This window comes from Streptomyces sp. Je 1-332 (assembly GCF_040730185.1).
Lineage (GTDB): Bacteria > Actinomycetota > Actinomycetes > Streptomycetales > Streptomycetaceae > Streptomyces.
Genome location: NZ_CP160402.1, coordinates 5,570,213 through 5,592,840, shown reverse-complemented (window position 1 = coordinate 5,592,840; position 22,628 = coordinate 5,570,213). Strand labels below are relative to the sequence as shown.

General features: G+C 68.6%; 24 protein-coding genes. 5 read left to right on the top strand and 19 right to left on the bottom strand.

Annotation, left to right across the window (positions count from 1 at the left end):
• Both ABXJ52_RS25480 and ABXJ52_RS25475 read left to right on the top strand, forming a co-directional pair.
• Entirely contained in the window at window positions 1-756 is a 756-nt protein-coding gene (locus tag ABXJ52_RS25480; RefSeq protein WP_367044992.1) for an ABC transporter permease, read from the top strand.
• 13 nt (window positions 757-769) lie between these two features.
• Complete coding sequence (locus tag ABXJ52_RS25475; protein ID WP_367044991.1) at window positions 770-1,342, top strand: cob(I)yrinic acid a,c-diamide adenosyltransferase; 573 nt, start codon at window positions 770-772, stop codon at window positions 1,340-1,342.
• Here ABXJ52_RS25475 and ABXJ52_RS25470 read toward each other — a convergent pair.
• A complete protein-coding gene (locus tag ABXJ52_RS25470; protein WP_367044990.1) occupies window positions 1,339-1,950 on the bottom strand; it encodes a hypothetical protein in 612 nt (203 codons plus the stop codon). The genes ABXJ52_RS25475 and ABXJ52_RS25470 overlap by 4 nt on opposite strands.
• Window positions 1,951-2,103: 153 nt before the next feature.
• On the opposite strand from ABXJ52_RS25470, the gene ABXJ52_RS25465 reads away from it, so the two are divergent.
• The 3 genes from ABXJ52_RS25465 to ABXJ52_RS25455 all read left to right on the top strand — a co-directional run bounded on the left by ABXJ52_RS25465 (window position 2,104) and on the right by ABXJ52_RS25455 (window position 5,966).
• A complete protein-coding gene (locus tag ABXJ52_RS25465; RefSeq protein WP_367044989.1) occupies window positions 2,104-3,294 on the top strand; it encodes a histidine kinase in 1,191 nt (396 codons plus the stop codon).
• Window positions 3,291-3,947, top strand: coding sequence for a response regulator transcription factor (locus ABXJ52_RS25460; protein WP_367044988.1), 657 nt, complete (start codon window positions 3,291-3,293; stop codon window positions 3,945-3,947). Before ABXJ52_RS25465 ends, ABXJ52_RS25460 begins: the two co-directional genes overlap by 4 nt.
• Window positions 3,948-4,130: 183 nt before the next feature.
• A complete protein-coding gene (locus ABXJ52_RS25455) occupies window positions 4,131-5,966 on the top strand; it encodes a glycoside hydrolase family 18 chitinase (RefSeq protein WP_367044987.1) in 1,836 nt (611 codons plus the stop codon).
• 131 nt (window positions 5,967-6,097) lie between these two features.
• Here ABXJ52_RS25455 and ABXJ52_RS25450 read toward each other — a convergent pair whose 3' ends face one another.
• The 18 genes from ABXJ52_RS25450 to ABXJ52_RS25365 all read right to left on the bottom strand — a co-directional run bounded on the left by ABXJ52_RS25450 (window position 6,098) and on the right by ABXJ52_RS25365 (window position 22,511).
• Window positions 6,098-6,547 carry a DUF2550 domain-containing protein gene (locus ABXJ52_RS25450; RefSeq protein ID WP_361833629.1) on the bottom strand — a complete coding sequence of 150 codons (450 nt, stop codon included), beginning with the start codon at window positions 6,545-6,547 and terminating at the stop codon, window positions 6,098-6,100.
• A 130-nt stretch (window positions 6,548-6,677) separates the two neighbouring features.
• Window positions 6,678-7,052, bottom strand: coding sequence for a F0F1 ATP synthase subunit epsilon (locus ABXJ52_RS25445; RefSeq protein ID WP_367044986.1), 375 nt, complete (start codon window positions 7,050-7,052; stop codon window positions 6,678-6,680).
• Between the two features lie 109 nt (window positions 7,053-7,161).
• Entirely contained in the window at window positions 7,162-8,604 is a 1,443-nt protein-coding gene (gene atpD, locus ABXJ52_RS25440; protein ID WP_367044985.1) for a F0F1 ATP synthase subunit beta, read from the bottom strand.
• On the bottom strand, window positions 8,604-9,545 hold the full coding sequence (locus tag ABXJ52_RS25435) for a F0F1 ATP synthase subunit gamma (RefSeq protein WP_367044984.1): 942 nt from the start codon (window positions 9,543-9,545) through the stop codon (window positions 8,604-8,606). Before ABXJ52_RS25435 ends, atpD begins: the two co-directional genes overlap by 1 nt.
• Window positions 9,546-9,565: 20 nt before the next feature.
• Complete coding sequence (gene atpA / locus ABXJ52_RS25430; protein WP_367044983.1) at window positions 9,566-11,164, bottom strand: F0F1 ATP synthase subunit alpha; 1,599 nt, start codon at window positions 11,162-11,164, stop codon at window positions 9,566-9,568.
• A gap of 127 nt (window positions 11,165-11,291) precedes the next feature.
• On the bottom strand, window positions 11,292-12,113 hold the full coding sequence (locus tag ABXJ52_RS25425) for a F0F1 ATP synthase subunit delta (RefSeq protein WP_367044982.1): 822 nt from the start codon (window positions 12,111-12,113) through the stop codon (window positions 11,292-11,294).
• On the bottom strand, window positions 12,110-12,658 hold the full coding sequence (locus ABXJ52_RS25420) for a F0F1 ATP synthase subunit B (RefSeq protein ID WP_367044981.1): 549 nt from the start codon (window positions 12,656-12,658) through the stop codon (window positions 12,110-12,112). Before ABXJ52_RS25420 ends, ABXJ52_RS25425 begins: the two co-directional genes overlap by 4 nt.
• Window positions 12,659-12,700: 42 nt before the next feature.
• Window positions 12,701-12,943 carry an ATP synthase F0 subunit C gene (gene atpE, locus ABXJ52_RS25415; protein ID WP_367044980.1) on the bottom strand — a complete coding sequence of 81 codons (243 nt, stop codon included), beginning with the start codon at window positions 12,941-12,943 and terminating at the stop codon, window positions 12,701-12,703.
• Window positions 12,944-13,016: 73 nt separating this feature from the next.
• Entirely contained in the window at window positions 13,017-13,787 is a 771-nt protein-coding gene (gene atpB, locus ABXJ52_RS25410) for a F0F1 ATP synthase subunit A (protein WP_367044979.1), read from the bottom strand.
• 276 nt (window positions 13,788-14,063) lie between these two features.
• Window positions 14,064-14,501: a hypothetical protein gene (locus ABXJ52_RS25405; protein WP_367044978.1), complete on the bottom strand. Its 438-nt coding sequence runs from the start codon at window positions 14,499-14,501 to the stop codon at window positions 14,064-14,066.
• Between the two features lie 260 nt (window positions 14,502-14,761).
• The gene (locus ABXJ52_RS25400; RefSeq protein WP_367044977.1) at window positions 14,762-16,087 is read right to left on the bottom strand and encodes an MraY family glycosyltransferase; all 1,326 of its coding nucleotides are present in this window, start codon (window positions 16,085-16,087) and stop codon (window positions 14,762-14,764) included.
• 130 nt (window positions 16,088-16,217) lie between these two features.
• Window positions 16,218-17,489 (bottom strand): serine hydroxymethyltransferase, encoded by a 1,272-nt coding sequence (gene glyA / locus ABXJ52_RS25395; protein ID WP_367044976.1) that lies wholly within the window; start codon window positions 17,487-17,489, stop codon window positions 16,218-16,220.
• A gap of 98 nt (window positions 17,490-17,587) precedes the next feature.
• The gene (locus tag ABXJ52_RS25390; protein ID WP_160507229.1) at window positions 17,588-18,229 is read right to left on the bottom strand and encodes a protein-tyrosine-phosphatase; all 642 of its coding nucleotides are present in this window, start codon (window positions 18,227-18,229) and stop codon (window positions 17,588-17,590) included.
• A complete protein-coding gene (locus ABXJ52_RS25385) occupies window positions 18,226-18,873 on the bottom strand; it encodes an L-threonylcarbamoyladenylate synthase (RefSeq protein WP_363209285.1) in 648 nt (215 codons plus the stop codon). The genes ABXJ52_RS25390 and ABXJ52_RS25385 overlap by 4 nt, the downstream gene beginning before the upstream one ends.
• Window positions 18,874-18,920: 47 nt before the next feature.
• Entirely contained in the window at window positions 18,921-19,766 is an 846-nt protein-coding gene (gene prmC, locus ABXJ52_RS25380; protein ID WP_160507228.1) for a peptide chain release factor N(5)-glutamine methyltransferase, read from the bottom strand.
• Between the two features lie 36 nt (window positions 19,767-19,802).
• Complete coding sequence (gene prfA / locus ABXJ52_RS25375; protein ID WP_365820548.1) at window positions 19,803-20,879, bottom strand: peptide chain release factor 1; 1,077 nt, start codon at window positions 20,877-20,879, stop codon at window positions 19,803-19,805.
• Window positions 20,880-21,015: 136 nt separating this feature from the next.
• A complete protein-coding gene (gene rpmE, locus ABXJ52_RS25370) occupies window positions 21,016-21,234 on the bottom strand; it encodes a 50S ribosomal protein L31 (protein ID WP_367044975.1) in 219 nt (72 codons plus the stop codon).
• A 149-nt stretch (window positions 21,235-21,383) separates the two neighbouring features.
• A complete protein-coding gene (locus tag ABXJ52_RS25365) occupies window positions 21,384-22,511 on the bottom strand; it encodes an LCP family protein (protein WP_367044974.1) in 1,128 nt (375 codons plus the stop codon).
• Window positions 22,512-22,628: the final 117 nt, after the last annotated feature.

Below are 22,628 nucleotides of genomic sequence, written 5' to 3'. Positions count from 1 at the left end.
ATGTCTGCGTTTCTCTCCGACACCGCGCTGATCTTCGGGCGGTACGCCCGCCAGACCCTGCGCTCCAAGTTCCAGATCCTCTTCGGCGTCCTGATGCCGCTGCTCTACCTGCTCTTCTTCGGTCCGCTCCTGACCGACCTGCCGCTCGGCTCGCGCGGTGACTCCTGGCAGGTGCTCGTGCCGGGGCTGCTGCTCCAACTCGGCCTGTTCGGCGCCTCGTACAGCGGATTCGCGATCATCATCGAGAAGCAGTTCGGCGTGGTGGAGCGCATGCGGGTGACGCCGGTCAGCCGGCTCGCGCTGCTGCTGGGGCGGGTGCTGCGCGATGCCGCGCTCTTCGTCTTCCAGGCGGTGCTGCTCGTGCTCGCGGCCGTGGTCATGGGGCTGCGGGCACCGCTGGCCGGCATCCTCATCGGCTTCGCCTTCGTGGGCGTCCTGACGGTCGTCCTGGCATCCCTCTCGTACGCGCTCGCGCTGCTCGTGTCCAAGCCGCACGAGTTCGGGCCCGTCATCAACGCGGTCAGCATGCCCTCGATGCTGCTCTCCGGCCTGATGCTGCCGATGGCGCTCGCGCCGGGCTGGCTGGACGTGCTCTCGCACCTCATGCCGTTCCGCTACCTCGTGGACGCGGTGCGGGCCGCCTACGTGGGCGAGTACGCGAGCACGGCGATGCTGTACGGCGTCCTGATGGCCGCCGCGCTCGCGGTCGGGTCCGTGACGGTCGGCACACGTGTCTTCAGGAAGGCGGGCGCGTAACTAGGCTGACCCCATGGTCAATCTGACGCGCATCTACACCAGGACCGGCGACAAGGGCACGACGGCCCTCGGCGACATGAGCAGGACCGCCAAGACCGATCCGCGGATCTCGGCGTACGCCGACACGAACGAGGCCAACGCCGCGATCGGCACGGCGATCGCCCTCGGTCAGCTCGACGAAGAGGTCGCGAAGGTCCTGGTCCGGGTCCAGAACGACCTCTTCGACGTGGGCGCCGACCTGTCGACGCCGGTAGTCGAGGACCCCAAGTACCCGCCGCTGCGCGTCGAGCAGTCGTACATCGACAAGCTGGAGGCGGACTGCGACCGCTTCAACGAGCAGCTGGAGAAGCTGCGCAGCTTCATCCTGCCGGGGGGCACGCCGGGGGCCGCGCTGCTGCACCAGGCGTGCACGGTGGTGCGGCGGGCGGAGCGGTCGACCTGGGCGGCCTTCGAAAGCCACGGGGAGATCATGAACCCCCTGACCGCCACCTACCTCAACCGGCTCTCCGACCTCCTGTTCATCCTGGCCCGTACGGCGAACAAGGAGGTCGGGGACGTGTTGTGGGTTCCCGGCGGCGAGCGTTAGGCGTTGCGCGCCGGTTGTTCGTCTGCGGACGCGTCGTGACTCGTCGCGCCGTTCCCCGCGCCCCTGTGGGGCGCCACCGGCGGTGATTTCTTCGGGAACAGTGTGTACGACCCCGCGATGATCAGATTGATGCCGATCACCCACAGCATCTTCTGCTGCCACATCCGCAGCGAGCCGACCTCCCCGTCGCCCCCGACGTACCAGACCGCTCCCTGCAGCAGCGCCATGGCGATCAGTCCCGCCAGGATCCAGCGGGCGGCGAGCTTCCACTCGTGGATGGCTCGGGGCATGCCGTACTTGGGGGTCGAGGGCGGCGGGCCGCCCGCGAAACGGTGGGCGACGCGCACGTCCACCCACTTGATCGTGTAGTGGCCGAGCGCGATGGAGTAGCCGATGTAGACGGCTGCCAGGCCGTGCTTCCAGTCCGGCTCCGCGCCGTTCTTCAGGTCGATCGCGGTGACGACGAAGAGGACGACCTCCAGGATCGGTTCGCACAGCAGTACGGCGACACTGGCGCGCGGCATCTTCGCCGCGTAACGCAGGGCCAGGCCGCCGGCCAGCAGCACCCAGAAGCCGACCTCGCAGATGATGATCAGTGTGACGATCACGGTTCGCTCCTCTCGGTCACCCTTCAAGGCTCCCGCCGGACCGGCCGCGGATCGTCGTCGGCAGTGACGAAGTAGGACTGCATCCTTCGATGTAGCGCGCGGTTCCTCCCTCAGGATCAGGCATGGCCCCGGCGCGCCGTGTTGGATGGAGGCATGGCCCTGCCCGTTCCCCGCCCGAAGCGTGTCGACGTACAGATCTCCGTGACCTGCGTGCTCGCCGGGCTCGCGCTGTGGGGGCTCGGACTGCACACCCAGACGGACCGGCCGCTCGGCGCGACCTGGGCGCTGATCCCGCTCGCCGTCCTCGGGGGGCTCGAACTGCTGCGCAGCAGCATGCCGCGGACCGCCCTGACCGTCGGCACGCTCGCGCTGGCCGCCGACCAGTTCACGTCGGGCAATCTCGCGTCGATCATGATGTTCACGGACATCGTGTACGCCGCCGTGGTCTACGGGACGCCCGCCTCCGCCCGCCGCATCCCGGTCACCACCGGGGCGATCACGGTCGCCGTGACGATCGGGTTCCTCGCCTGGACCCGTGAGCCGGAGGCGATCCTGATCGGCGTCATCACCGGCCTCGTGTCCTTCGGTCCCGCCACCACCGGCGTTCTCGTGCGCAACCACCGCGAGGCCGCCGTCGCCGCCCGGCTACGGGCCGAACAGACCGCGCTGCTCGCCGAGATGGACCGAGTGCAGGCCATCACCGCCGAGCGCGCCCGGATGGCCCGCGAGCTGCACGACATGGTCGCCAACCACCTCTCGGCGATCGCCATCCACTCCACGGCGGCGCTCTCCCTCGACGACCCGAAGACCACCCGCGACGCGCTCGCCGTCATCCGCGAGAACAGCGTCGAGGGTCTGGCCGAGATGCGCCGCCTCATCGGCATCCTCCGGGACTCCAGTGACGACAGGGAACCGACGGCCGCGCCCACCCTCGACGGCCTCGGCGCCCTGATCGCGGGCGCCCGTACCAATGGTCTGGACGTCACGCTCGACGACACCCGCGCCCCGGAGGGCCCACGGCTCCCCGCGCCCGTCGAGCTCGCGGCGTACCGCATCGTCCAGGAGTCCCTGACCAACGCACTCAAGCACGCGTCGCCCGGCCTGGTCACGGTGGCTCTCACCCAGCACCCCCAGGCCCTCGACGTCCACGTGACCAGCCCCTACGGCTCCCCCACCGGCCCCCGCGCTCCCGGTTCGGGAGCCGGTCTCGTCGGCATGCGGGAGCGCACCGAACTCCTCGGCGGCACCTTCGAGTCGGGCCCCGAGAGCACCACGGACGGCAAGGTCTGGGACGTCCGCGCCACCCTGCCCGTCGACCCCGCAGACCAAGGAGCTTCCGCATGATCCGAGTGCTCGTCGCCGAGGACCAGTCCGCCGTACGGGCCGGGCTCGTCCTGATCCTGCGCAGCGCGCCGGACATAGAGGTGGTCGGCGAGGCGTCGGACGGCGAGCAGGCGGTGCGGCTGGCCCGTGAACTCCGCCCCGATCTGGTGCTCATGGACATCCAGATGCCGCGTCTCGACGGGGTCTCCGCCACGCGTCAGGTCGTCTCCGAGGGGCTCTGCGACGTGCTCGTCCTGACCACCTTCGACCTCGACGAGTACGTCTTCGGGGCGCTGCGGGCGGGCGCGTCCGGCTTCCTCCTGAAGAACACCGAGGCCAGGGACCTCCTGGAGGCGGTCCGTACGGTCGGGCGAGGCGAGGGCCTGATCGCCCCGGCCGTCACCCGGCGGCTGATCGCCGAGTTCGCGGCCCCACGGAACGCCAGGCCCGCACGCCGGGAGAACGGACCCGATCCCGCCATCCTCGACATCCTCACGCGACGCGAGCGAGAGGTGCTCGCCTGCCTCGGCGAAGGTCTCTCGAACGCGGAGATCGCGGGCCGCCTCGACATGGCGGAGGCGACGGTGAAGACCCACGTCAGCCGACTGCTCGCCAAGCTGGAACTGCGCAGCAGGGTCCAAGCGGCCGTACTCGCGCAGGAGTTGGGTGTATAGGCCCGGCTCCAGCGCGCCGGACCGGCGCGATCCGGCCAATGGTTCAGACCTCTTGACCGCTGGTCCAGACCTTTCTATTCTCACCGGCACTGCGGTGAGCACTCCCCCACGTGTTCCACGTGCTCACGGGCGGCGCAGGGTTCCACCCCTCTGTCCCCCCGGATCTCACCCGAGGAGCACACAGTGCGCTTCAGACACAGAGCCGTGGCAGGCCTCACCACCCTGCTGCTCCCGCTCGCCACCCTGGTCGCGCTCGGCGGCCCCGCCGAAGCCGCGCCGGAAGCCGCCCCCGCGGCCACCGCCACCTACGCCAAGACCCAGGACTGGGGCAGCGGCTTCGAGGGCAAGTGGACCGTCAAGAACACCGGAACCACCTCCATCAGCTCCTGGAACGTCGAGTGGGACTTCCCCTCCGGCACGAAGGTGACCTCCGCCTGGGACGCCACCGTCACCAACTCCGGCAACCGCTGGACCGCCAAGAACGTCGGCTGGAACGGGACGCTCGCCCCCGGCGCCTCGGTCTCCTTCGGGTTCAACGGCTCGGGCCCGGGTTCGCCCGCCAACTGCACGCTCAACGGCGCCAGTTGTGACGGCGGCAGCGTCCCCGGCGACAACCCGCCCTCTGCGCCCGGCACCCCCACCGCGTCCGACATCACCAACACCTCGGCGAAGCTCTCATGGAAGGCCGCCACCGACGACAAGGGCGTCAAGAACTACGACGTCCTGCGCGACGGCTCCAAGGTCGCGACGGTGACCGGGACTTCGTACGCCGACAGCGGTCTCAGCGCGGGCACCGACTACTCGTACACGGTCCAGGCCCGCGACACCGCCGACCAGACGGGCCCCGCCTCCGGCGCCGTCAAGGTGCACACCACGGGCGACACCGACCCGGGCCCCGGCCCCGGTGACAAGGTCAAGCTCGGTTACTTCACCCAGTGGGGCGTCTACGGCCGCAACTACCACGTGAAGAACATCGACACCTCGGCCTCCGCCTCCAAGATCACGCACATCAACTACGCCTTCGGCAACGTCCAGGGCGGCAAGTGCACGATCGGCGACGCCTACGCGGACTACGACAAGGCGTACACCGCCGACCAGTCCGTCGACGGCAAGGCCGACACCTGGGACCAGCCCCTGCGCGGCAACTTCAACCAGCTGCGCAAGCTCAAGGCCAAGCACCCCAACATCAAGGTCCTGTGGTCCTTCGGCGGCTGGACCTGGTCCGGCGGCTTCACCGACGCGATGAAGAACCCGGCGGCCTTCGCCAAGTCCTGCCACGACCTGGTGGAGGACCCGCGCTGGGCCGACGTCTTCGACGGCATCGACCTGGACTGGGAGTACCCCAACGCCTGCGGCCTGACCTGTGACACCAGCGGCCCGGCCTCGATGAAGAACATGATGCAGGCGTTCCGCACCGAGTTCGGCAAGGACGCTCTGGTCACCGCCGCGATCACCGCGGACGGCTCCAGCGGCGGCAAGATCGACGCGGCCGACTACGGCGGCGCCTCGCAGTACGCCGACTGGTACAACGTGATGACGTACGACTTCTTCGGCGCCTGGGCGGCCAAGGGCCCGACGGCCCCGCACTCCCCGCTCACCTCCTACCCCGGCATCCCGCAGGACGGCTTCAACTCCGCCGACGCGATATCGAAGCTGAAGGCGAAGGGCGTCCCCGCCTCGAAGCTCCTGCTCGGCATCGGCTTCTACGGCCGCGGCTGGACCGGCGTCACACAGAAGGAGCCGGGCGGCACGGCTACGGGCGCGGCGCAGGGGACGTACGAAGCGGGCATCGAGGACTACAAGGTCCTCAAGAACTCCTGCCCCGCGAACGGCACGATCGCCGGCACGGCTTACGCCCACTGCGGCAACAACTGGTGGTCGTACGACACTCCGGCGACGGTCAAGAGCAAGATGGCCTGGTCGAAGCAGCAGGGCCTTGGCGGCGCGTTCTTCTGGGAGTTCAGTGGTGACACCGCCGGCGGCGAGTTGGTGAGCGCTATCAATGACGGCCTGAAGTAGCCCGTCCCGCATAGACGAAGCCGGGGAGAACAGGTACGCCCCCTGTTCTCCCCGGCTTCTTACGTCTTTCGTCCGCGGGCTCTATGTGGCTGGTCGCGCAGTTCCCCGCGCCCCTGACGGGGCGCTCCCGTTTACGCTACGTTGACCCGCTGGCCCGGAGGCGCCGCCTCCAGCCAAGCCAGGAAACCCGTCAGCGCGTCCTCGCCCATCGCCAGCTCCAGGCGTACGCCGCGGTGCAGGCAGCCGAGGACGATCGCGTCGGAGAGCAGCGCGAGCTCCTCCTCGCCGTCCGGGGCGCGGCGGTCGACGACCTCGATGGCCGAGCGCTCCAGGGTCCGCCGAGGACGGGGAGCGTACGAGAAGACTCGATACCACTCGATCCGGTCGCCGTTGTAGCGGGCGACCCCGTACCCCCAGCCCTTGCCGGAGGTGTCGCCCTTCTCCGGGGCGTTCCAGCGCAGGCTGCAGTCGAAGGTGCCGCCGGAGCGCTGGATGAGCCGGCGCCGCAGCCCGAAGACGAAGAGTCCCACCAACACCAGCACGACCAACACGAGTCCGCACACGAGCAGAGTGAGGATCATCGGCACCGACCTCCTCGCCTCTTCGTAACGGACCAACAGAATTGCACCCGCATCGCCTCAGCCGCGACCCGGTCCGGATTACTCCGGACCTGGCCGCGGCTGAGTCACGTCAAACGCCGTCGCGCCCGTTTCAGCGCGACGACACCGCCCGCAGTCGGACGTCCGCGCGACGCTCGGCGGAGGCGTCGGCCTCCGACTTCGCGCGCTCGAGCGCCCGCTCCGCACGCTGTACATCGATCTCGTCCGACAGCTCGACGATCTCAGCAAGCAGCGACAGCTTGTTGTCCGCGAAGGAGACGAATCCTCCGTGGACGGCGGCGACGACGGTGTCGCCACCACTCGTACGAATGGTCACCGGGCCCGACTCCAGCACACCGAGCAGCGGCTGGTGACCGGGCATGATGCCGATGTCGCCGGACGTGGTGCGCGCGACGACCAGGGTGGCCTCGCCGGACCAGACACTGCGGTCCGCGGCGACCAGCTCGACATGCAGCTCAGCAGCCAAGGGTGGCTCCTCGGGTCACCACCCGGCGGCTTCGCCGGGTGTTGGGTCAAATTCTAGTGGGCGTACCGGGAGGGGCGGGACTGGCCCACCCCTCCCGTGAGTCACGGACTCAGGAGACGCCGAGCTCCTTGGCCTTCGCCTTCAGGTCCTCGATGCCACCGCACATGAAGAACGCCTGCTCGGGGAAGTGGTCGTACTCGCCGTCGATGATCGCGTTGAACGCGGCGATCGACTCGTCGAGCGGCACGTCCGAACCGTCGAGACCGGTGAACTGCTTGGCGGCGTGCGTGTTCTGCGACAGGAAGCGCTCGACGCGGCGGGCACGCTGGACGACCAGCTTGTCCTCCTCGCTGAGCTCGTCGATGCCGAGAATCGCGATGATGTCCTGGAGGTCCTTGTACTTCTGCAGGATTCCCTTCACGCGCATGGCGGCGTCGTAGTGGTCCTGCGCGATGTAGCGCGGGTCCAGGATGCGGGACGTCGAGTCCAGCGGGTCCACCGCCGGGTAGATGCCCTTCTCCGAGATCGGACGCGACAGCACGGTCGTCGCGTCGAGGTGCGCGAAGGTCGTGGCCGGGGCCGGGTCGGTGAGGTCGTCCGCGGGGACGTAGATCGCCTGCATCGAGGTGATCGAGTGACCACGCGTCGAGGTGATGCGCTCCTGGAGGAGGCCCATCTCGTCGGCCAGGTTCGGCTGGTAGCCCACCGCGGAGGGCATACGGCCGAGCAGGGTCGAGACCTCGGAACCGGCCTGCGTGAAGCGGAAGATGTTGTCGATGAAGAACAGCACGTCCTGCTTCTGCACATCGCGGAAGTACTCCGCCATGGTCAGACCGGCGAGGGCGACGCGCAGACGCGTGCCCGGCGGCTCGTCCATCTGGCCGAAGACCAGGGCGGTCTTGTCCAGAACGCCCGACTCTTCCATCTCGTCGATGAGGTCGTTGCCCTCACGCGTGCGCTCGCCGACACCGGCGAACACGGAAACGCCCTCGTGCAGCTTGGCCACACGCATGATCATTTCCTGGATGAGGACGGTCTTGCCGACGCCCGCTCCGCCGAACAGACCGATCTTTCCACCCTTGACGTACGGGGTGAGAAGGTCGACGACCTTCAGGCCGGTCTCGAACATCTCGGTCTTGGACTCGAGCTGGTCGAAGGCCGGGGCCTTGCGGTGGATCGGCCAGCGCTCGGTGACGTCGGCCTCGGCCTCGGGGTGGTTCAGGATCGCACCGAGGGTGTTGAACACCTTGCCCTTGGTGATGTCACCGACGGGGACGGTGATGCCCGCGCCCGTGTCGGTCACCGCGGCCTGGCGGACCAGACCGTCGGTGGGCTGCATCGAGATGGCGCGGATGATGCCGTCGCCGAGGTGCTGGGCGACCTCGAGCGTCAGCGTCTTCTTCTCGCCGTCCTTGGCCGGGTCGGCCACCTCGACGTGAAGCGCGTTGTAGATGTCCGGCATCGCGTCGACGGGGAACTCCACGTCGACGACCGGGCCGATCACCCGGGCGACGCGGCCCGTGGCAACGGCCGTATCAACAGTGGTCGTCATTACTTGTCACTCCCCGCGGAAGCGTCGGCCAGGGCACTGGAGCCACCGACGATCTCGCTGATTTCCTGGGTGATTTCGGCCTGGCGGGCCGCGTTGGCAGAACGGGTGAGCGCGTTGATCAGGTCACCCGCGTTGTCGGTCGCCGACTTCATCGCGCGGCGCGTGGCGGCGTGCTTGGAAGCAGCCGACTGGAGCAGCGCGTTGTAGATACGGCTCTCGACGTAGCGCGGCAGCAGGGCGTCGAGGACGTCCTCCGCCGACGGCTCGAAGTCGTACAGCGGACGGGCTTGGTCACTCTTGCCCCCCGCTGCGGCAGCAGCTGATGTGTCAGCCTCCGCGACCTCGTCGAGGCTCAGCGGGAGCAGCCGGGAACCGGTCGCTTCCTGCGTCATCATCGAGATGAACTCGGTGTAGACGATGTGGAGTTCATCCACGCCGCCCTCGGCCGTGTCCTTCTCGATGGCCTCGATCAGGGGTGCGGCGATCTCCTTGGCGTCCGCGTAGGAAGGGGCATCGGTGAAGCCCGTCCACTGCCCGGAGATCTTCCGCTCACGGAAGTTGTAGTGCGCGATGCCACGGCGGCCGACGATGTACGTGTCGACCTCCTTGCCCTCGTCCTGCAACTTCTTGGTGAGCTTCTCCGCGCCCTTGATGGCGTTGGAGTTGAAGGCGCCGGCCAGACCGCGGTCGCTCGAGAGGAGCAGCACAGCGGCCCGGGTCGGAGCCTCGGCCTCGGTGGTCAGCGGGTGCTTGTCGTTCGCACCCGTGGCCACCGCGGTGACCGCGCGGGTCAGCTCGGTCGCGTACGGAGTGGAGGCGGTCACCTTGCGCTGTGCCTTGACGACACGCGAGGCGGCGATCATCTCCATCGCCTTGGTGATCTTCTTGGTCGCGGTGACGGATTTGATGCGACGCTTGTAGACCCGGAGCTGGGCTCCCATGAGTCAGGTCCCTTCCGTCGTCACTTGGACGCGTCGACGGCAGCCGGAGCGTCCTCGCCGAGCAACTTGCCGTCCGAGGTCTCGAACTGCTTCTTGAACTCGGCGACGGCGTCGGCGATGGCCGTGATCGTGTCGTCGGACATCTTGCCGCCCTCCTTGATGGAGGTCATCAGGCCCTGCTCCTTGCGGTGCAGGTAGTCGAGCAGCTCACGCTCGAAGCGCCGGATGTCGACGACCGGGACCTCGTCCATGCGGCCCGTGGTGCCGGCCCAGATGGAGATGACCTGGTCCTCGGTGGCCATCGGCTGGTACTGAGCCTGCTTGAGCAGCTCGACCATGCGCTGACCGCGCTCGAGGGAGGCCTTCGACGCGGCGTCCAGGTCGGAACCGAAGGCGGCGAACGCCTCCAGCTCGCGGTACTGGGCGAGGTCCACGCGGAGACGGCCGGACACCTGGCGGATCGCCTTGTGCTGGGCGGAGCCACCGACACGGGAGACCGAGATACCGACGTTCAGGGCCGGACGCTGACCGGCGTTGAACAGGTCGGACTCCAGGAAGCACTGGCCGTCGGTGATGGAGATGACGTTGGTCGGAATGAACGCCGACACGTCGTTCGCCTTGGTCTCGACGATCGGGAGACCCGTCATCGAGCCCTTGCCCATGTCGTCCGAGAGCTTCGCGCAGCGCTCGAGCAGACGCGAGTGCAGGTAGAAGACGTCACCCGGGTAGGCCTCGCGCCCCGGCGGGCGGCGGAGCAGCAGGGACACGGCGCGGTAGGCGTCGGCCTGCTTCGAGAGGTCGTCGAAGATGATGAGGACGTGCTTGCCCTCGTACATCCACTGCTGGCCGATGGCCGAACCGGTGTAGGGCGCCAGGTACTTGAAGCCCGCCGGGTCGGACGCCGGGGCGGCGACGATGGTCGTGTACTCAAGGGCGCCGGCCTCTTCGAGGGCACCGCGCACGGAGGCGATGGTGGAGCCCTTCTGACCGACGGCGACGTAGATGCAGCGCACCTGCTTGTTCACGTCGCCCGAGCGCCAGTTGTCGCGCTGGTTGATGATCGTGTCGACGGCCAGGGCGGTCTTGCCCGTCTGGCGGTCGCCGATGATCAGCTGACGCTGGCCACGGCCGATCGGGGTCATCGCGTCGACGGCCTTGTAGCCGGTCTCCATCGGCTCGTGGACCGACTTGCGGTCCATGACCGTGGGGGCCTGCAGCTCGAGGGCGCGGCGGCCGGACGTCTCGATCTCGCCGAGGCCGTCGATCGGGGTGCCGAGCGGGTCGACGACACGGCCGAGGTAGCCCTCGCCCACCGCGACGGACAGGACCTCGCCGGTACGGGTGACCGGCTGGCCCTCTTCGATGCCGCTGAACTCGCCGAGTACGACGGCGCCGATCTCGCGCTCCTCAAGGTTGAGGGCGAGACCGAGGGTGCCGTCCTCGAACTTCAGCAGCTCGTTGGCCATGGCCGAGGGGAGGCCCTCGACCTTCGCGATGCCGTCACCGGCAACGCTGACCGAACCGACCTCCTCGCGCGAGGCCGCGTCCGGCTTGTACGCCTGGACAAAGTTCTCCAGTGCGTCCCGGATCTCCTCCGGCCGGATCGTGAGCTCCGCCATCTGGGTTCCCTGCTCTCCTTGTTGGGCCCGAAGTTTCACTTTGGGGGTCTGGGGACTCCCCCCAAGTAAGAGGTGAATCCTCTGCACGGCCCAACTAGGGCCGTAATTACAACGTTCTGCGTTACTGCTAGCGCGCCATGCGGCGGTGCGCGTCCTCGAGACGGTCCGCGATGCTGCCGTTGATGATCTCGTCACCGACCTGCACCGTGATCCCGCCGAGGACCGCGGGGTCCACGTCGAGGTTCAGGTGCATCTGCCGGCCGTAGACCTTCGCGAGGGCGGCACCGAGACGCTGCTTCTGCTGGTCCGAGAGCGGAACAGCCGAAGTGACCACGGCGACCATGCGGTCCCTGCGGGCCGCGGCCAGCTTGGAGAGGGACTCGAGTCCACCTTCCAGGCTACGTCCACGGGGCGCGGTCACAAGGCGCTCGACAAGCCGCTCCGTGACCTCGTTGGCCCGGCCACCGAGCAGGCTGCGCAGCAGCTCGCCCTTGGCCGCACCGGAGGCGGCGCGGTCGGTCAGCGCGGACCGGAGCCCGGTGTTCGAGGAGACGATCCGGCCGAACCGGAACAGCTCGTCCTCGACGTCGTCCAGCGCGCCGGCCTTCTGCGCACTGGTCAGGTCGGCGAGGTTGGTGAGTTCCTCGAGGGCGTCCACCAGGTCACGCGACTGCGACCAACGCGAGCGGACCAGGCCGGCGACCAGGTCGGCACTCTCGCCGCTCACCTGCCCGCCGAGCAGCCGCCCGGCGAGCTCGGCCTTGGCCTCACCGGACTGCGACGGGTCGGTCAGGACCCGGCGCAGCGAGACCTCGCGGTTGAACAGCGCGGTGACCGAGGCGAGCTCGTCAGCGAGCCGCCGCACGTCCACCGAGGTGTTGTCGATCAGCGCGTCGAGACGCTCGCGCGCGGCCGCGAGGGCCTCGCGGCTGGCTCCGTGCGCTGTCATCGAGTGGCCTCGGCCTTCTCCTCGAGCTCGTCGAGGAAGCGGTCGATGGTGCGGCTCTGCCGAGCGGAGTCCTCGAGGGACTCACCGACGAGCTTGCCGGCCAGGTCGGTGGCCAGCTGGCCCACGTCCTGACGCAGCGACTGCGCGGCGGCCTTGCGGTCGGCGGCGAGCTGCGCGTGACCGGCGGCCACGATCTCCTCGCGCTGACGCTGGCCTTCGGCACGCATCTCAGCGATGAGCGTGGCGCCCTGCTCCTGCGCCTCCTGGCGCAGACGCGCGGCCTCGTGCCGTGCCTCGGCGAGCTGAGCCTTGTACTGCTCCAGCACGCTCTGGGCCTCGGTCTGAGCGGCCTCGGCCTTCTCGATACCGCCTTCGATCGCCTCGCGGCGCTCGTCCAGAACCTTGTTGATGTTCGGGAGGAGCTTCTTCCAGAAGAAGAAGAACACGATGGCGAAGGCGATGGCGCCGACGAGCAGCTCGGGGCCGGGCGGGATCAGCGGGTTCTGCTTCTCCTCCGCCGCCAGCTGCACCAGGTTGGCGATCACATCAGTGCCTTTCGTCTAACGGAACGGATCGTCTTCAGAGGATCACTGGTAGACGAACGGCATGACGATGCCGATGAGGGCGAGCGCCTCGCAGAAAGCGAAGCCGAGGATCTGGTTCGAACGGATCAGGCCGGCAGCTTCAGGCTGACGGGCCAGGGCCTCGGTGCCCTTACCGAAAACGATGCCGACGCCGATGCCGGGGCCAATCGCGGCGAGGCCGTAGCCGACCGAGCCGAGGTTGCTGAGGTCACCGGTGACGGCGGCGAGTTCGAGAGTCGCGGACATGCCGTTACTTCCTTCTCTTTCATGGACCGGTGGGGGTTGGCCACCGGGCGCTTAGGGGGTTCTACGGAGGGGCTCAGTGGTGCTCGGCGAGAGCGCCCTGAATGTACGAGCAGGCCAGGAGCACGAAGACGTACGCCTGAACAGCCTGCACGAAGAGCTCGAAGACGATCATGGCCATGGTCATCACGAACGAGACGCCGGCGGCCGGGATCAAGAAGCTGTTCAGCAGGTACCAGGAGGCGACGGTGAACATCACCAGCATCAGGTGACCGGCGAACATGTTGGCGAAGAGCCGGACCGCGTGCGTGAACGGCCGGACCAGCAGGTTGGAGAAGAGCTCGATCGCTGACACGAGCCACTTGATCGGCCCGAGCGAGTTGTCGTAACCCGTGATGTTCTTCCAGCCACCGACGAAGCCGTGCTTCTTGAAGGTGAGCGGCACCCAGACCAGGTACACGACGGCCGCGAGGACCGCCGGGTAGGCGATGACCGACGCCACCGGGAACTGGGTCAGCGGGATCACCGACCAGATGTTCATGATCCAGATGAAGAAGAACAGGGAGACCATGAGCGGGACGTACTTCTCGCCGTCCTTCTTGCCCATCGTCTCGTAGACGATCCCGCGGCGAACGAAGTCGTAGCCGGCCTCGCCCATCATCTGCAGCTTGCCCGGCACGACCTTGGCCTTGCCGAACGCGGCGTAGAAGAAGGTGACCACGACGAGGGTCGTGATCACGGCAAGCAGCATCACCTTGTTGAGCTCGAGCCCACCGACGGTGGCGAACGGCTTGAAGAGGAACGAGTGCAGGCCCGGAGCCGGGAAGCCGCACCCGTTGTCGGACATGATCCGACAGCTCCAATCGAAGGCGAGCTCAGTTTGGTCAGCACTCACCGCGGGCTCCTTCGGCGTGACGCATAGGTACGGCAACCTCGTTGTCGTGTCGGCGCGGCGCGCAGCCGCGATTCGGCACCAGACTGGTGTTTCGGATGTGGGCGCGGCGTTCAGGCATCGAGCCTCGCGATCGTGCAGGCGTCAGCTCAGATGCCCGCGCCGGCAGTGCCGCAGTTGGCACCGGACGATAGCAGCATCTCGAACGCGCATTTATCCCGGCCCTACCCTTCACGCCGAGGACCCCGACTTCTCCGGCTTGTCCTTCTGCTCGGAGTCGGGTTCCACGTAAAGGATCTTGGCCTTCATGTGCGCACGAGCCTGTGCGGCCATCCACGCGACCGTCGCCACCACGAGCGCGACGGCGAAGGCCTTGGGGTTGAACAGCGTGGTGTCCTTGAACAGGGCCATGAAGATCAGGAGCAGCAGAAGTTGGGCGACGTAGAGCATCATGCCCATCGCCTGGAACAACTGCGGAAGCGATTTCGCCGTCCGCTGCAAGACGAACATTCCGAGCCCCATGAACGCAATGACCACCACGGTGCCGACGACGGCCCCGAGAGCCCCCTTGCCACCCGCGACCACACCACTCACCACGGCGACGATCGCGCCAACGGCAGCTGTGGGTACGGCGGACTGAAGGAGAGTTCGGGTGTCTTGAGACGGCATGGCGGCGCTCCGCTAACTGATGGGGGCAGGGTGTCGTCATGGACGAGCGTAGTCCGGGGTCGAGAGGGTCCCTCGGGCCAATGGACCGTCGCACTACGGTCCTTCGGCTCTATCCCCTGGTTTCGTGAACGGTATCACAAACTATTTGATGAGGTCTTTACCTGCTAAGTGTGCTCGCCGTCACACATGAGAGTTAATCCGCGCGTATGTGCATGCAGCGCGGCAACTTGTCTGGTATTGAGCGAGTTTGACCGACGCCGTCAGCTCGACGACTCGGCCTTGTGCCGATCCTCGATGCGCGAGCGGGTGCCAACGGCCGTCGCCCCGTTGACGTCCGACTCGGCCGGGGGCCGGTCGTCCGCCGCCACATCCGCCGCGTCCGTCGCACCATCCGCGGAGGCCTCCGCGGCGGCCCTCCGGCTCCGCCGGTAACGCGGCGGCACGAAGGACTCGGCCCAGCCCGGGATGTGCGGACTGAACCGCGGCAGCATGAGCAGGACCAGACCCACCGCGCTCAGGGCGACGATCAACAGCAGGATCCACATGCTGGCCGAGTGGACCGAGTAGGCCACCGTGCCGAAGCCGATCAGCGCCGACCAGAAGTACATGATCAGCACCGCGCGGCTGTGCGAGTGGCCGATCTCCAGGAGCCGGTGGTGGAGGTGGCCGCGGTCGGCGGCGAACGGCGACTTGCCGTTCCACGTACGCCGCACGATCGCGAGGACCAGGTCGGCGAACGGAATCGCGATGATCGTCAGCGGCATCAGGAGCGGGATGAAGACCGGGAGCATCGCGTGCGTGGCATCGCGGGTCCCGCCGAAGTTCAGGCTCAGGGCGTCGCCGTCGATCTGACCCGTGGCGGAGATCGCACCCGCCGCGAGGACGAGGCCGATCAGCATCGAGCCCGAGTCCCCCATGAAGATCCGGGCGGGGTGGAGGTTGTGCGGCAGGAAGCCCAGGCACATGCCCATCAGGATCGCGGCGAAGAGCGTGGCGGGGGCCGCGGCCTCGATGCCGTAGCCGTACCAGATGCGGTAGGCGTAGAGGAAGAACGCCGTCGCCGCGATGCAGACCATGCCCGCGGCGAGGCCGTCCAGGCCGTCCACGAAGTTCACCGCGTTGATCGTGATGACGACGAGCGCGACCGTCAGGAGCGTGCCCTGGCCCTGGTCCAGGAGGACCATGCCGTAGCCGGGCACCGGGATCCACAGGATCGTCAGGCCCTGGAGGACCATGACGCCCGCGGCGATCATCTGGCCGCCCAGCTTGATCAGGGCGTCGATCTCGAACTTGTCGTCCAGGACGCCGATCAGCCAGATCAGTGCGGCGCCGGAGAGCAGCGCGCGCGGTTCGTTGGACCGCTCGAAGACGTCGTTCAGGTTCGGCAGGTGGTCGGCGACGAGGAGTCCGGCGCACAACCCGAAGAACATCGCGATACCGCCGAGCCGGGGCGTGGGCTCCCGGTGCACGTCGCGGGCGCGGATCTCCGGCATGGCGCCGGCCACGATCGCGAACTTCCGCACCGGGCCGGTCAGCAGGTACGTGACCGCGGCCGTGATGCAGAGCGTCAGCAGGTATTCACGCACGGGCTTCCCCACAGGTATCGCTGGCCATCTCAGCCCCACACCCTAGCTCTGCGTGCATACGGTGAGGGACTTCCGGGTAGCGACGATGGTTGCACGAGTACGCGCCGTCCCTTGACGCGTCTACCCTGACCTAGGCCGTATACGGCGGAAATCTGCCCACCAGTTCACGCACTTCCTCTCGTACGTTCGAGTCGCTCGCCTCCCTGGATTCGTCACGCACCGCATCGGCGACGAGCGCCGCGATCCGCACCATCTCCGCGTCCCCCATGCCCTGTGTGCTGACGGCGGCGGTGCCGAGCCGCAGGCCGCGGCCCTCGGCGTAGGGCAGGGCGCAGGTGTCCAGGACCAGGCCGCAGGCGGCGAGCCTGCCGCGGGCCGTGTGCGCGTCGACGCCCAGGGGCGTGGGGTCGGCCAGGATCAGGTGGGTGTCCGTGCCGCCGGTGATGACCGTGCAGCCCGCTGCGGCGAGCGCCTGGGCGAGGACGCGCGCGTTCGCGACGACCCGATGGGCGTACGCGGTGAAGGCCGGGGTCTCCGCCTCGCCGAAAGCGACGGCCTTGGCCGCGATGGTGTGCATCTGCGCGCCGCCCTGGGTGAAGGGGAACACAGCCCGGTCGATACGGGACGCGAGCTCGGTGCCGCACAGGATCAGGCCGCCGCGCGGGCCGCGGAGGACCTTGTGGGTCGTGGCGCAGACGACGTCGGCGTACGGCACGGGGCTGGGGGCCGCTCCCCCGGCGATCAGGCCGATCGGGTGGGCGGCGTCGGCGATGAGGTACGCGCCGACGTCGTCGGCGATGTCACGGAAGGCCGCGTAGTCGATGTTCCGGGGGTAGGCGATCGAACCGCAGACGATGGCCTTCGGCTGGTGCGAGCGGGCCAGGGACCGGACCTGGTCGTAGTCGATGAGGCCGCTGTCCGGGTCGACGCCGTACCCCACGAAGTCGAACCAGCGCCCCGAGAAGTTCGACGGCGAGCCGTGCGTCAGGTGGCCGCCGTACGGCAGCCCCATGGCCAGGACGGTGTCCCCGGGGCGCAGCAGGGCGGCGTACGCGGCGAGGACGGCGGAGGAGCCGGAGTGCGGCTGCACATTGGCGTGCTCGGCGCCGAACAGCGCCTTGGCGCGGTCGATGGCGATGCGCTCGGCGACGTCCACCAGCTCGCAGCCGCCGTGGTGGCGGGCGCCGGGGTAGCCCTCGGCGTACTTGTTGGAGAGCGGGGAGCCGAGGGCCGCGAGCACCGCCGGTGAGGTGAAGTTCTCCGCGGCGATGAGCTGGAGACAGGACGCCTGCCGGTCCTGCTCGGCCAGGAGGATCTCCGCCATCTGCGGGTCCGCTCGGCGGAGCGCGTCGAAGTCAGCGGGGGCCGTCGGGGCGGCGGTGGGTGCGGTGCTGACCGGCATCTTGGGCTCCGGGCCTCGCGAGGGGTGCGGGTCCCTCCAATGTAGGCCCGCCACACGGTGCCCGCGCGGCGTCGGCCCGATCTCTCGAAGAGAAAGGTTTAAGCCTTGGCCCGCACGCCCGTGAGCGCCGTCACCACCGGGTCGAGCGCCTCGTTGATCTCGTCGCCCACCGAGCGGAAGAAGGGCAGCGGCGCCCCGTAGGGGTCGTACACCTCGTCGGCCTCGGCCGTGGGGGCGAGAAGCCAGCCCCGCAGCGCCGCCGCGGCCCGCACCAGGGCCCTGGCCCGCTCGACCACTCCCCCGTCGGGGTCGGGCAGGGTCGCCGGGTCTATGGCCCGCACGAGCCGCGTGAACTCCTTGAGCGTGAACGTGCGAAGGCCCGCCGAGTGCCCCATCGAGATGACCTGCGCCCGGTGGTCCCGGGTGGCCGTCAGGACGAGGTCGGCGCGGATGACGTGCTCGTCGAGGAGCTCGCGCCCCTTGAAGCCGGACGCGTCCGCGCCGAAGTCCGCGAGCACCGCCTCGGCGTTGGTCTCCATGGGGGCGCCCTCGTGCCCCCACGTGCCCGCGCTCTCCACGATCAGGCCGCCGGTGAAGGGGTCGCCGAGGCGGTCGGCCAGGGCATGCCTGGTCAGCCGCTCGGTGATCGGCGAGCGGCACACATTGCCGGTGCTGACGTGGAGGATGCGGAACGAATCGGGATAAGCCGCTATGCCACGCCCCGTCTCAGGGGCTGTCAATTCGCCACCTCGAGGTCGGGTACCACCTTGCGGAGCTCCTCCGCGGTCAGGGCGCCCGCGCGCAGCAGTACCGGAACCTGCCCGGTGACGTCCACGATCGACGACGGGACGATGCCCGGCGTCGGGCCGCCGTCCAGGTACACGGAGACGGAGTCGCCGAGCATCTCCTGCGCGGCGTCGCAGTCCTCGGGGGACGGGTGTCCCGTGAGGTTCGCCGAGGAGACCGCCATGGGGCCGACCTCGGTGAGCAGTTCGATGGCGACGGGGTGCAGCGGCATCCGGATCGCGACGGTCCCCCGGGTGTCCCCGAGGTCCCACTGGAGCGACGGCTGCTGCTTGGCGACCAGGGTCAGGGCGCCGGGCCAGAACGCGTCGACGAGCTCCCAGGCCGACTCGGAGAAGTCGGTGACCAGGCCGTGCAGCGTGTTCGGGGAGCCGATGAGGACAGGCGTCGGCATGTTGCGGCCGCGGCCCTTGGCGTCGAGCAGGTCGGCGCACGCCTCCGGCGTGAAGGCGTCGGCACCGATCCCGTAGACGGTGTCGGTGGGCAGCACGACCAGCTCGCCACGGCGGACGGCCGACGCGGCCTCGCGCAGACCGGTCGTCCGGTCGGTCGCGTCATTGGTGTCGTATCGCCGTGCCATCTAGCGGGCCTCCTCGTACACGTACTGCTGGCTTGAAGTGGTGGGGTTCACGGCATCGCCTTGCGGGCGGTCGCGAACCTCGGCCTGTTGTTGAGGTCGGGGTGGTCGGCCGCGTCGGCCCAGCCCCGCTCCTCGGTGAAGATCCACGGCACCTGGCCGCCCTGGGTGTCCGCGTGCTCGATGACAACGACGCCACCGGGCCGCAGGAGCCGGTGGGCGGTGCGCTCGATGCCGCGGATCAGGTCGAGGCCGTCCTCGCCGGAGAAGAGCGACAGTTCCGGGTCGTAGTCACGGGCTTCCGGAGCGACGTACTCCCACTCGGTGAGCGGGATGTACGGAGGGTTCGAGATGAGGAGGTCGACCTGGCCCTCGAGCTCCGGAAGGGCGTCACGCGCGTCGCCCTGGGAGAGCTTGACCCTGGACCCCTCGACGTTCTTCCGCGTCCACTTCAGGGCGTCCTCGGAGAGCTCCACGGCGTGCACGCGCGAGCGCGGGACCTCCTGCGCCATGGCCAGGGCGATGGCCCCTGAACCCGTGCAGAGGTCGACGATGAGCGGCTCGACGACGTCCATCGCGCGCACGGCGTCTATGGCCCAGCCGACGACCGACTCGGTCTCCGGCCGCGGCACGAAGACACCGGGGCCCACCTGGAGTTCGAGGTAGCGGAAGAACGCGCGCCCGGTGATGTGCTGGAGCGGCTCGCGTGCCTCGCGGCGCGCGATCGTCTCCCAGTAGCGGGCGTCGAAGTCAGAGTCCTTGACGGAGTGCAGCTCGCCCCGCTTCACGCCGTGCACGAAGGCCGCGAGCTCCTCCGCGTCGTTGCGCGGCGAGGGCACGCCGGCGTCGGCCAGCCGCTGGGTGGCCTGGGCCACTTCCGCGAGCAGCAGGTTCACGCTGGTCCTCCGGGGGGCAGTGCGGTTGTCGGGTGCTTACGCGGCCGCGAGCTTGGCTGCGGAGTCCGCGTCGACGCAGGCCTGGATGACCGCGTCGAGGTCTCCGTCGAGCACCTGGTCCAAGTTGTACGCCTTGAAGCCGACACGGTGGTCCGAGATCCGGTTTTCCGGGAAGTTGTACGTCCGGATCTTCTCGGAGCGGTCGACGGTGCGGACCTGGCTGCGGCGGGCGTCCGCGGCCTTGCTCTCCGCTTCCTCCTGCGCCGCGGCAAGGAGCCTGGAGCGCAGAATACGCATCGCCTGCTCCTTGTTCTGCAGCTGGCTCTTCTCGTTCTGGCAGGAGGCCACGACGCCGGTGGGCAGGTGCGTGATGCGCACCGCGGAGTCGGTGGTGTTGACGGACTGGCCGCCGGGGCCCGACGAGCGGTAGACGTCGATGCGCAGGTCGTTCGCGTGGATCTCGACGTCGACCTCCTCGGCCTCCGGCGTCACCAGGACGCCGGCCGCGGAGGTGTGGATCCGGCCCTGCGACTCGGTGGAGGGCACCCGCTGCACGCGGTGCACGCCGCCCTCGTACTTCAGCCGGGCCCATACGCCCTGGCCGGGCTCGGTGGCGCCGTTGCCGCCCTTGGTCTTCACGGCGACCTGGACGTCCTTGTAGCCGCCGAGCTCGGACTCGGTGGCGTCGATGATCTCGGTCTTCCAGCCCACGCGCTCCGCGTACCGCAGGTACATGCGCAGGAGGTCGCCCGCGAAGAGCGCCGACTCGTCGCCGCCCGCGCCCGCCTTGACCTCGAGGATGACGTCCTTGTCGTCGGACGGGTCGCGGGGCACCAGGAGAAGCCGCAGCTTCTCGGTGATCTCCTCGCGCTGCTTGTCCAGCTCCTTGACCTCCGCGGCGAACTCCGGGTCCTCCGCGGCCAGTTCACGGGCCGTCGCGATGTCGTCGCCGGTCTGCTTCCAGGCGCGGTACGTCGAGACGATCGGGGTCAGCTCGGCGTAGCGCTTGTTGAGCTTGCGCGCGTTGGCCTGGTCGGCGTGGACCGAGGGGTCCGCGAGCTTCGTCTCCAGATCGGCGTGCTCGCCGATCAGTTCCTCGACCGCCTCGAACATCGGGGTCTCCTGAGTTTTCTACGCGAAGGTACTGCGCAAGGGTTCTACGCGAAGGTGGCTGCTTGAGATCAGACGGCAAAGCGCCGGTCCCAACCGCCCCCTCCCGGGGGCGGCCGAAGACCGGCGCAGTGGCTCGCTACTTGTTGGCTGCAGCCTTGCCGAAGCGGGCCTCGAAGCGGGCCACGCGGCCACCGGTGTCGAGGATCTTCTGCTTGCCCGTGTAGAACGGGTGGCACTCGGAGCAGACCTCGGCACGGACGCGGCCGCTGGAGATCGTGCTGCGGGTGGTGAACTCCGCGCCGCAGGTGCAGCTGACCTGGGTCTCGAAGTACTCGGGGTGGATGTCGCGCTTCAAGGTGTCTCCTAGTTTCGGGAGGGCGCCGGGTCGTACGCGCGGATTGCTCGTACGTGAACCGGGGCCGACGTACCAGTCTGCCAGGACGGGTCGCATCTGCCCAAACCGGGGTGGGCGCTGTTCTATTCCCCGGCGGGCTCAGGGGACCGCTAGTCGCTGGTCACCACGTCGCTCGCGTCGCCCTTGTCGCCCGCGGACTTCTCGGTGGCGGACTTGGGGATGGGCTTGTCGGCCTTGAGCGCGTCCCAGACCTGCTGGTCGGCCTTCTCCAGGGGCAGGACGCGGTTGGGGTCCGCCGGGTCGTACTGGATGGGCATCGTGACCATCTTCATGTCGCCGGCGCCGATGCCCTTGAGGCCGCTCGCGAAGCCCGCGAGGCTCTTGACGTCGTTCAGGTCGGAGTCGGTGGTGATGGCGCTCGTCGCGTCGTTCGCGAGGTCGTAGAGCTTCTTCGGGTTGCTGAAGACGCCGACGTCCTTGACCTGGTTGATCAGGGCCTTGATGAAGGCCTGCTGGAGCTGGATGCGGCCGAGGTCGCTGCCGTCGCCGACGCCGTGCCGCGTGCGGACGAGGCCGAGGGCCTGCTCGCCGGTGAGCTGGTGCGTGCCGGCCTCGAGGTCCAGGTGGCTGTCCTTGTCCTTGATCGCCTTCTTGGTGGTGATCTCGACGCCGCCGAGGGTGTTGATGAGCTTCTTGAAGCCGGAGAAGTCCACTTCCACGTAGTGGTCCATCCGGATGCCGGACATCTTCTCCACCGTCTTGACGGCGCAGGCGGGGCCGCCGACCTCGTACGCCGTGTTGAACATCTGCCGCTGGCCGCCCGGATCCGTCTTGCCGTCGTCCGTCTTGCACTCGGGGCGGGATATGAGGGTGTCGCGGGGTATGGAGACGACGCTGGCCGACTTGTGGCCCTTGTTCACGTGCACGACCATCGCCGTGTCCGAGCGGGCGGCGCCCTCGTCCTTGCCGTACTTGGCGTTGTCGCCGGAGCGGGAGTCGGAGCCGAGGACGAGGATGTCCTGCGAGCCGTTGTCGACGTTCTCGGGGCGGTCCGTGCCGAGCGCGGCGTTGATGTCGACGCCCTTGATGTTGCCGTTGAGCTTGAAGTACACGAAGCCGAGGCCCGCACCGCCGAGTACGACCACCGAGGCCGCGGTCCACGCGGTGACGACGAGGACCTTGCTGCGCTTCTCGCGCGGCTTACGACGCCGACCGCCACCGCCTCGGGAGCGTTTCGGTGCCGCCGTATCCGCCGCGGGTGCGCTCTCGTCGGTCATGGGCTCCTCAGTCCTCGTCCGGGTCGGGTACCCCCTGCTTTCAGGGTCAGGCGCGGTTTGTCGTCACTTGTCAGACGTGGAAACCGAAAGAAGGGTTGCACAGCGCTTTGTGAGCGC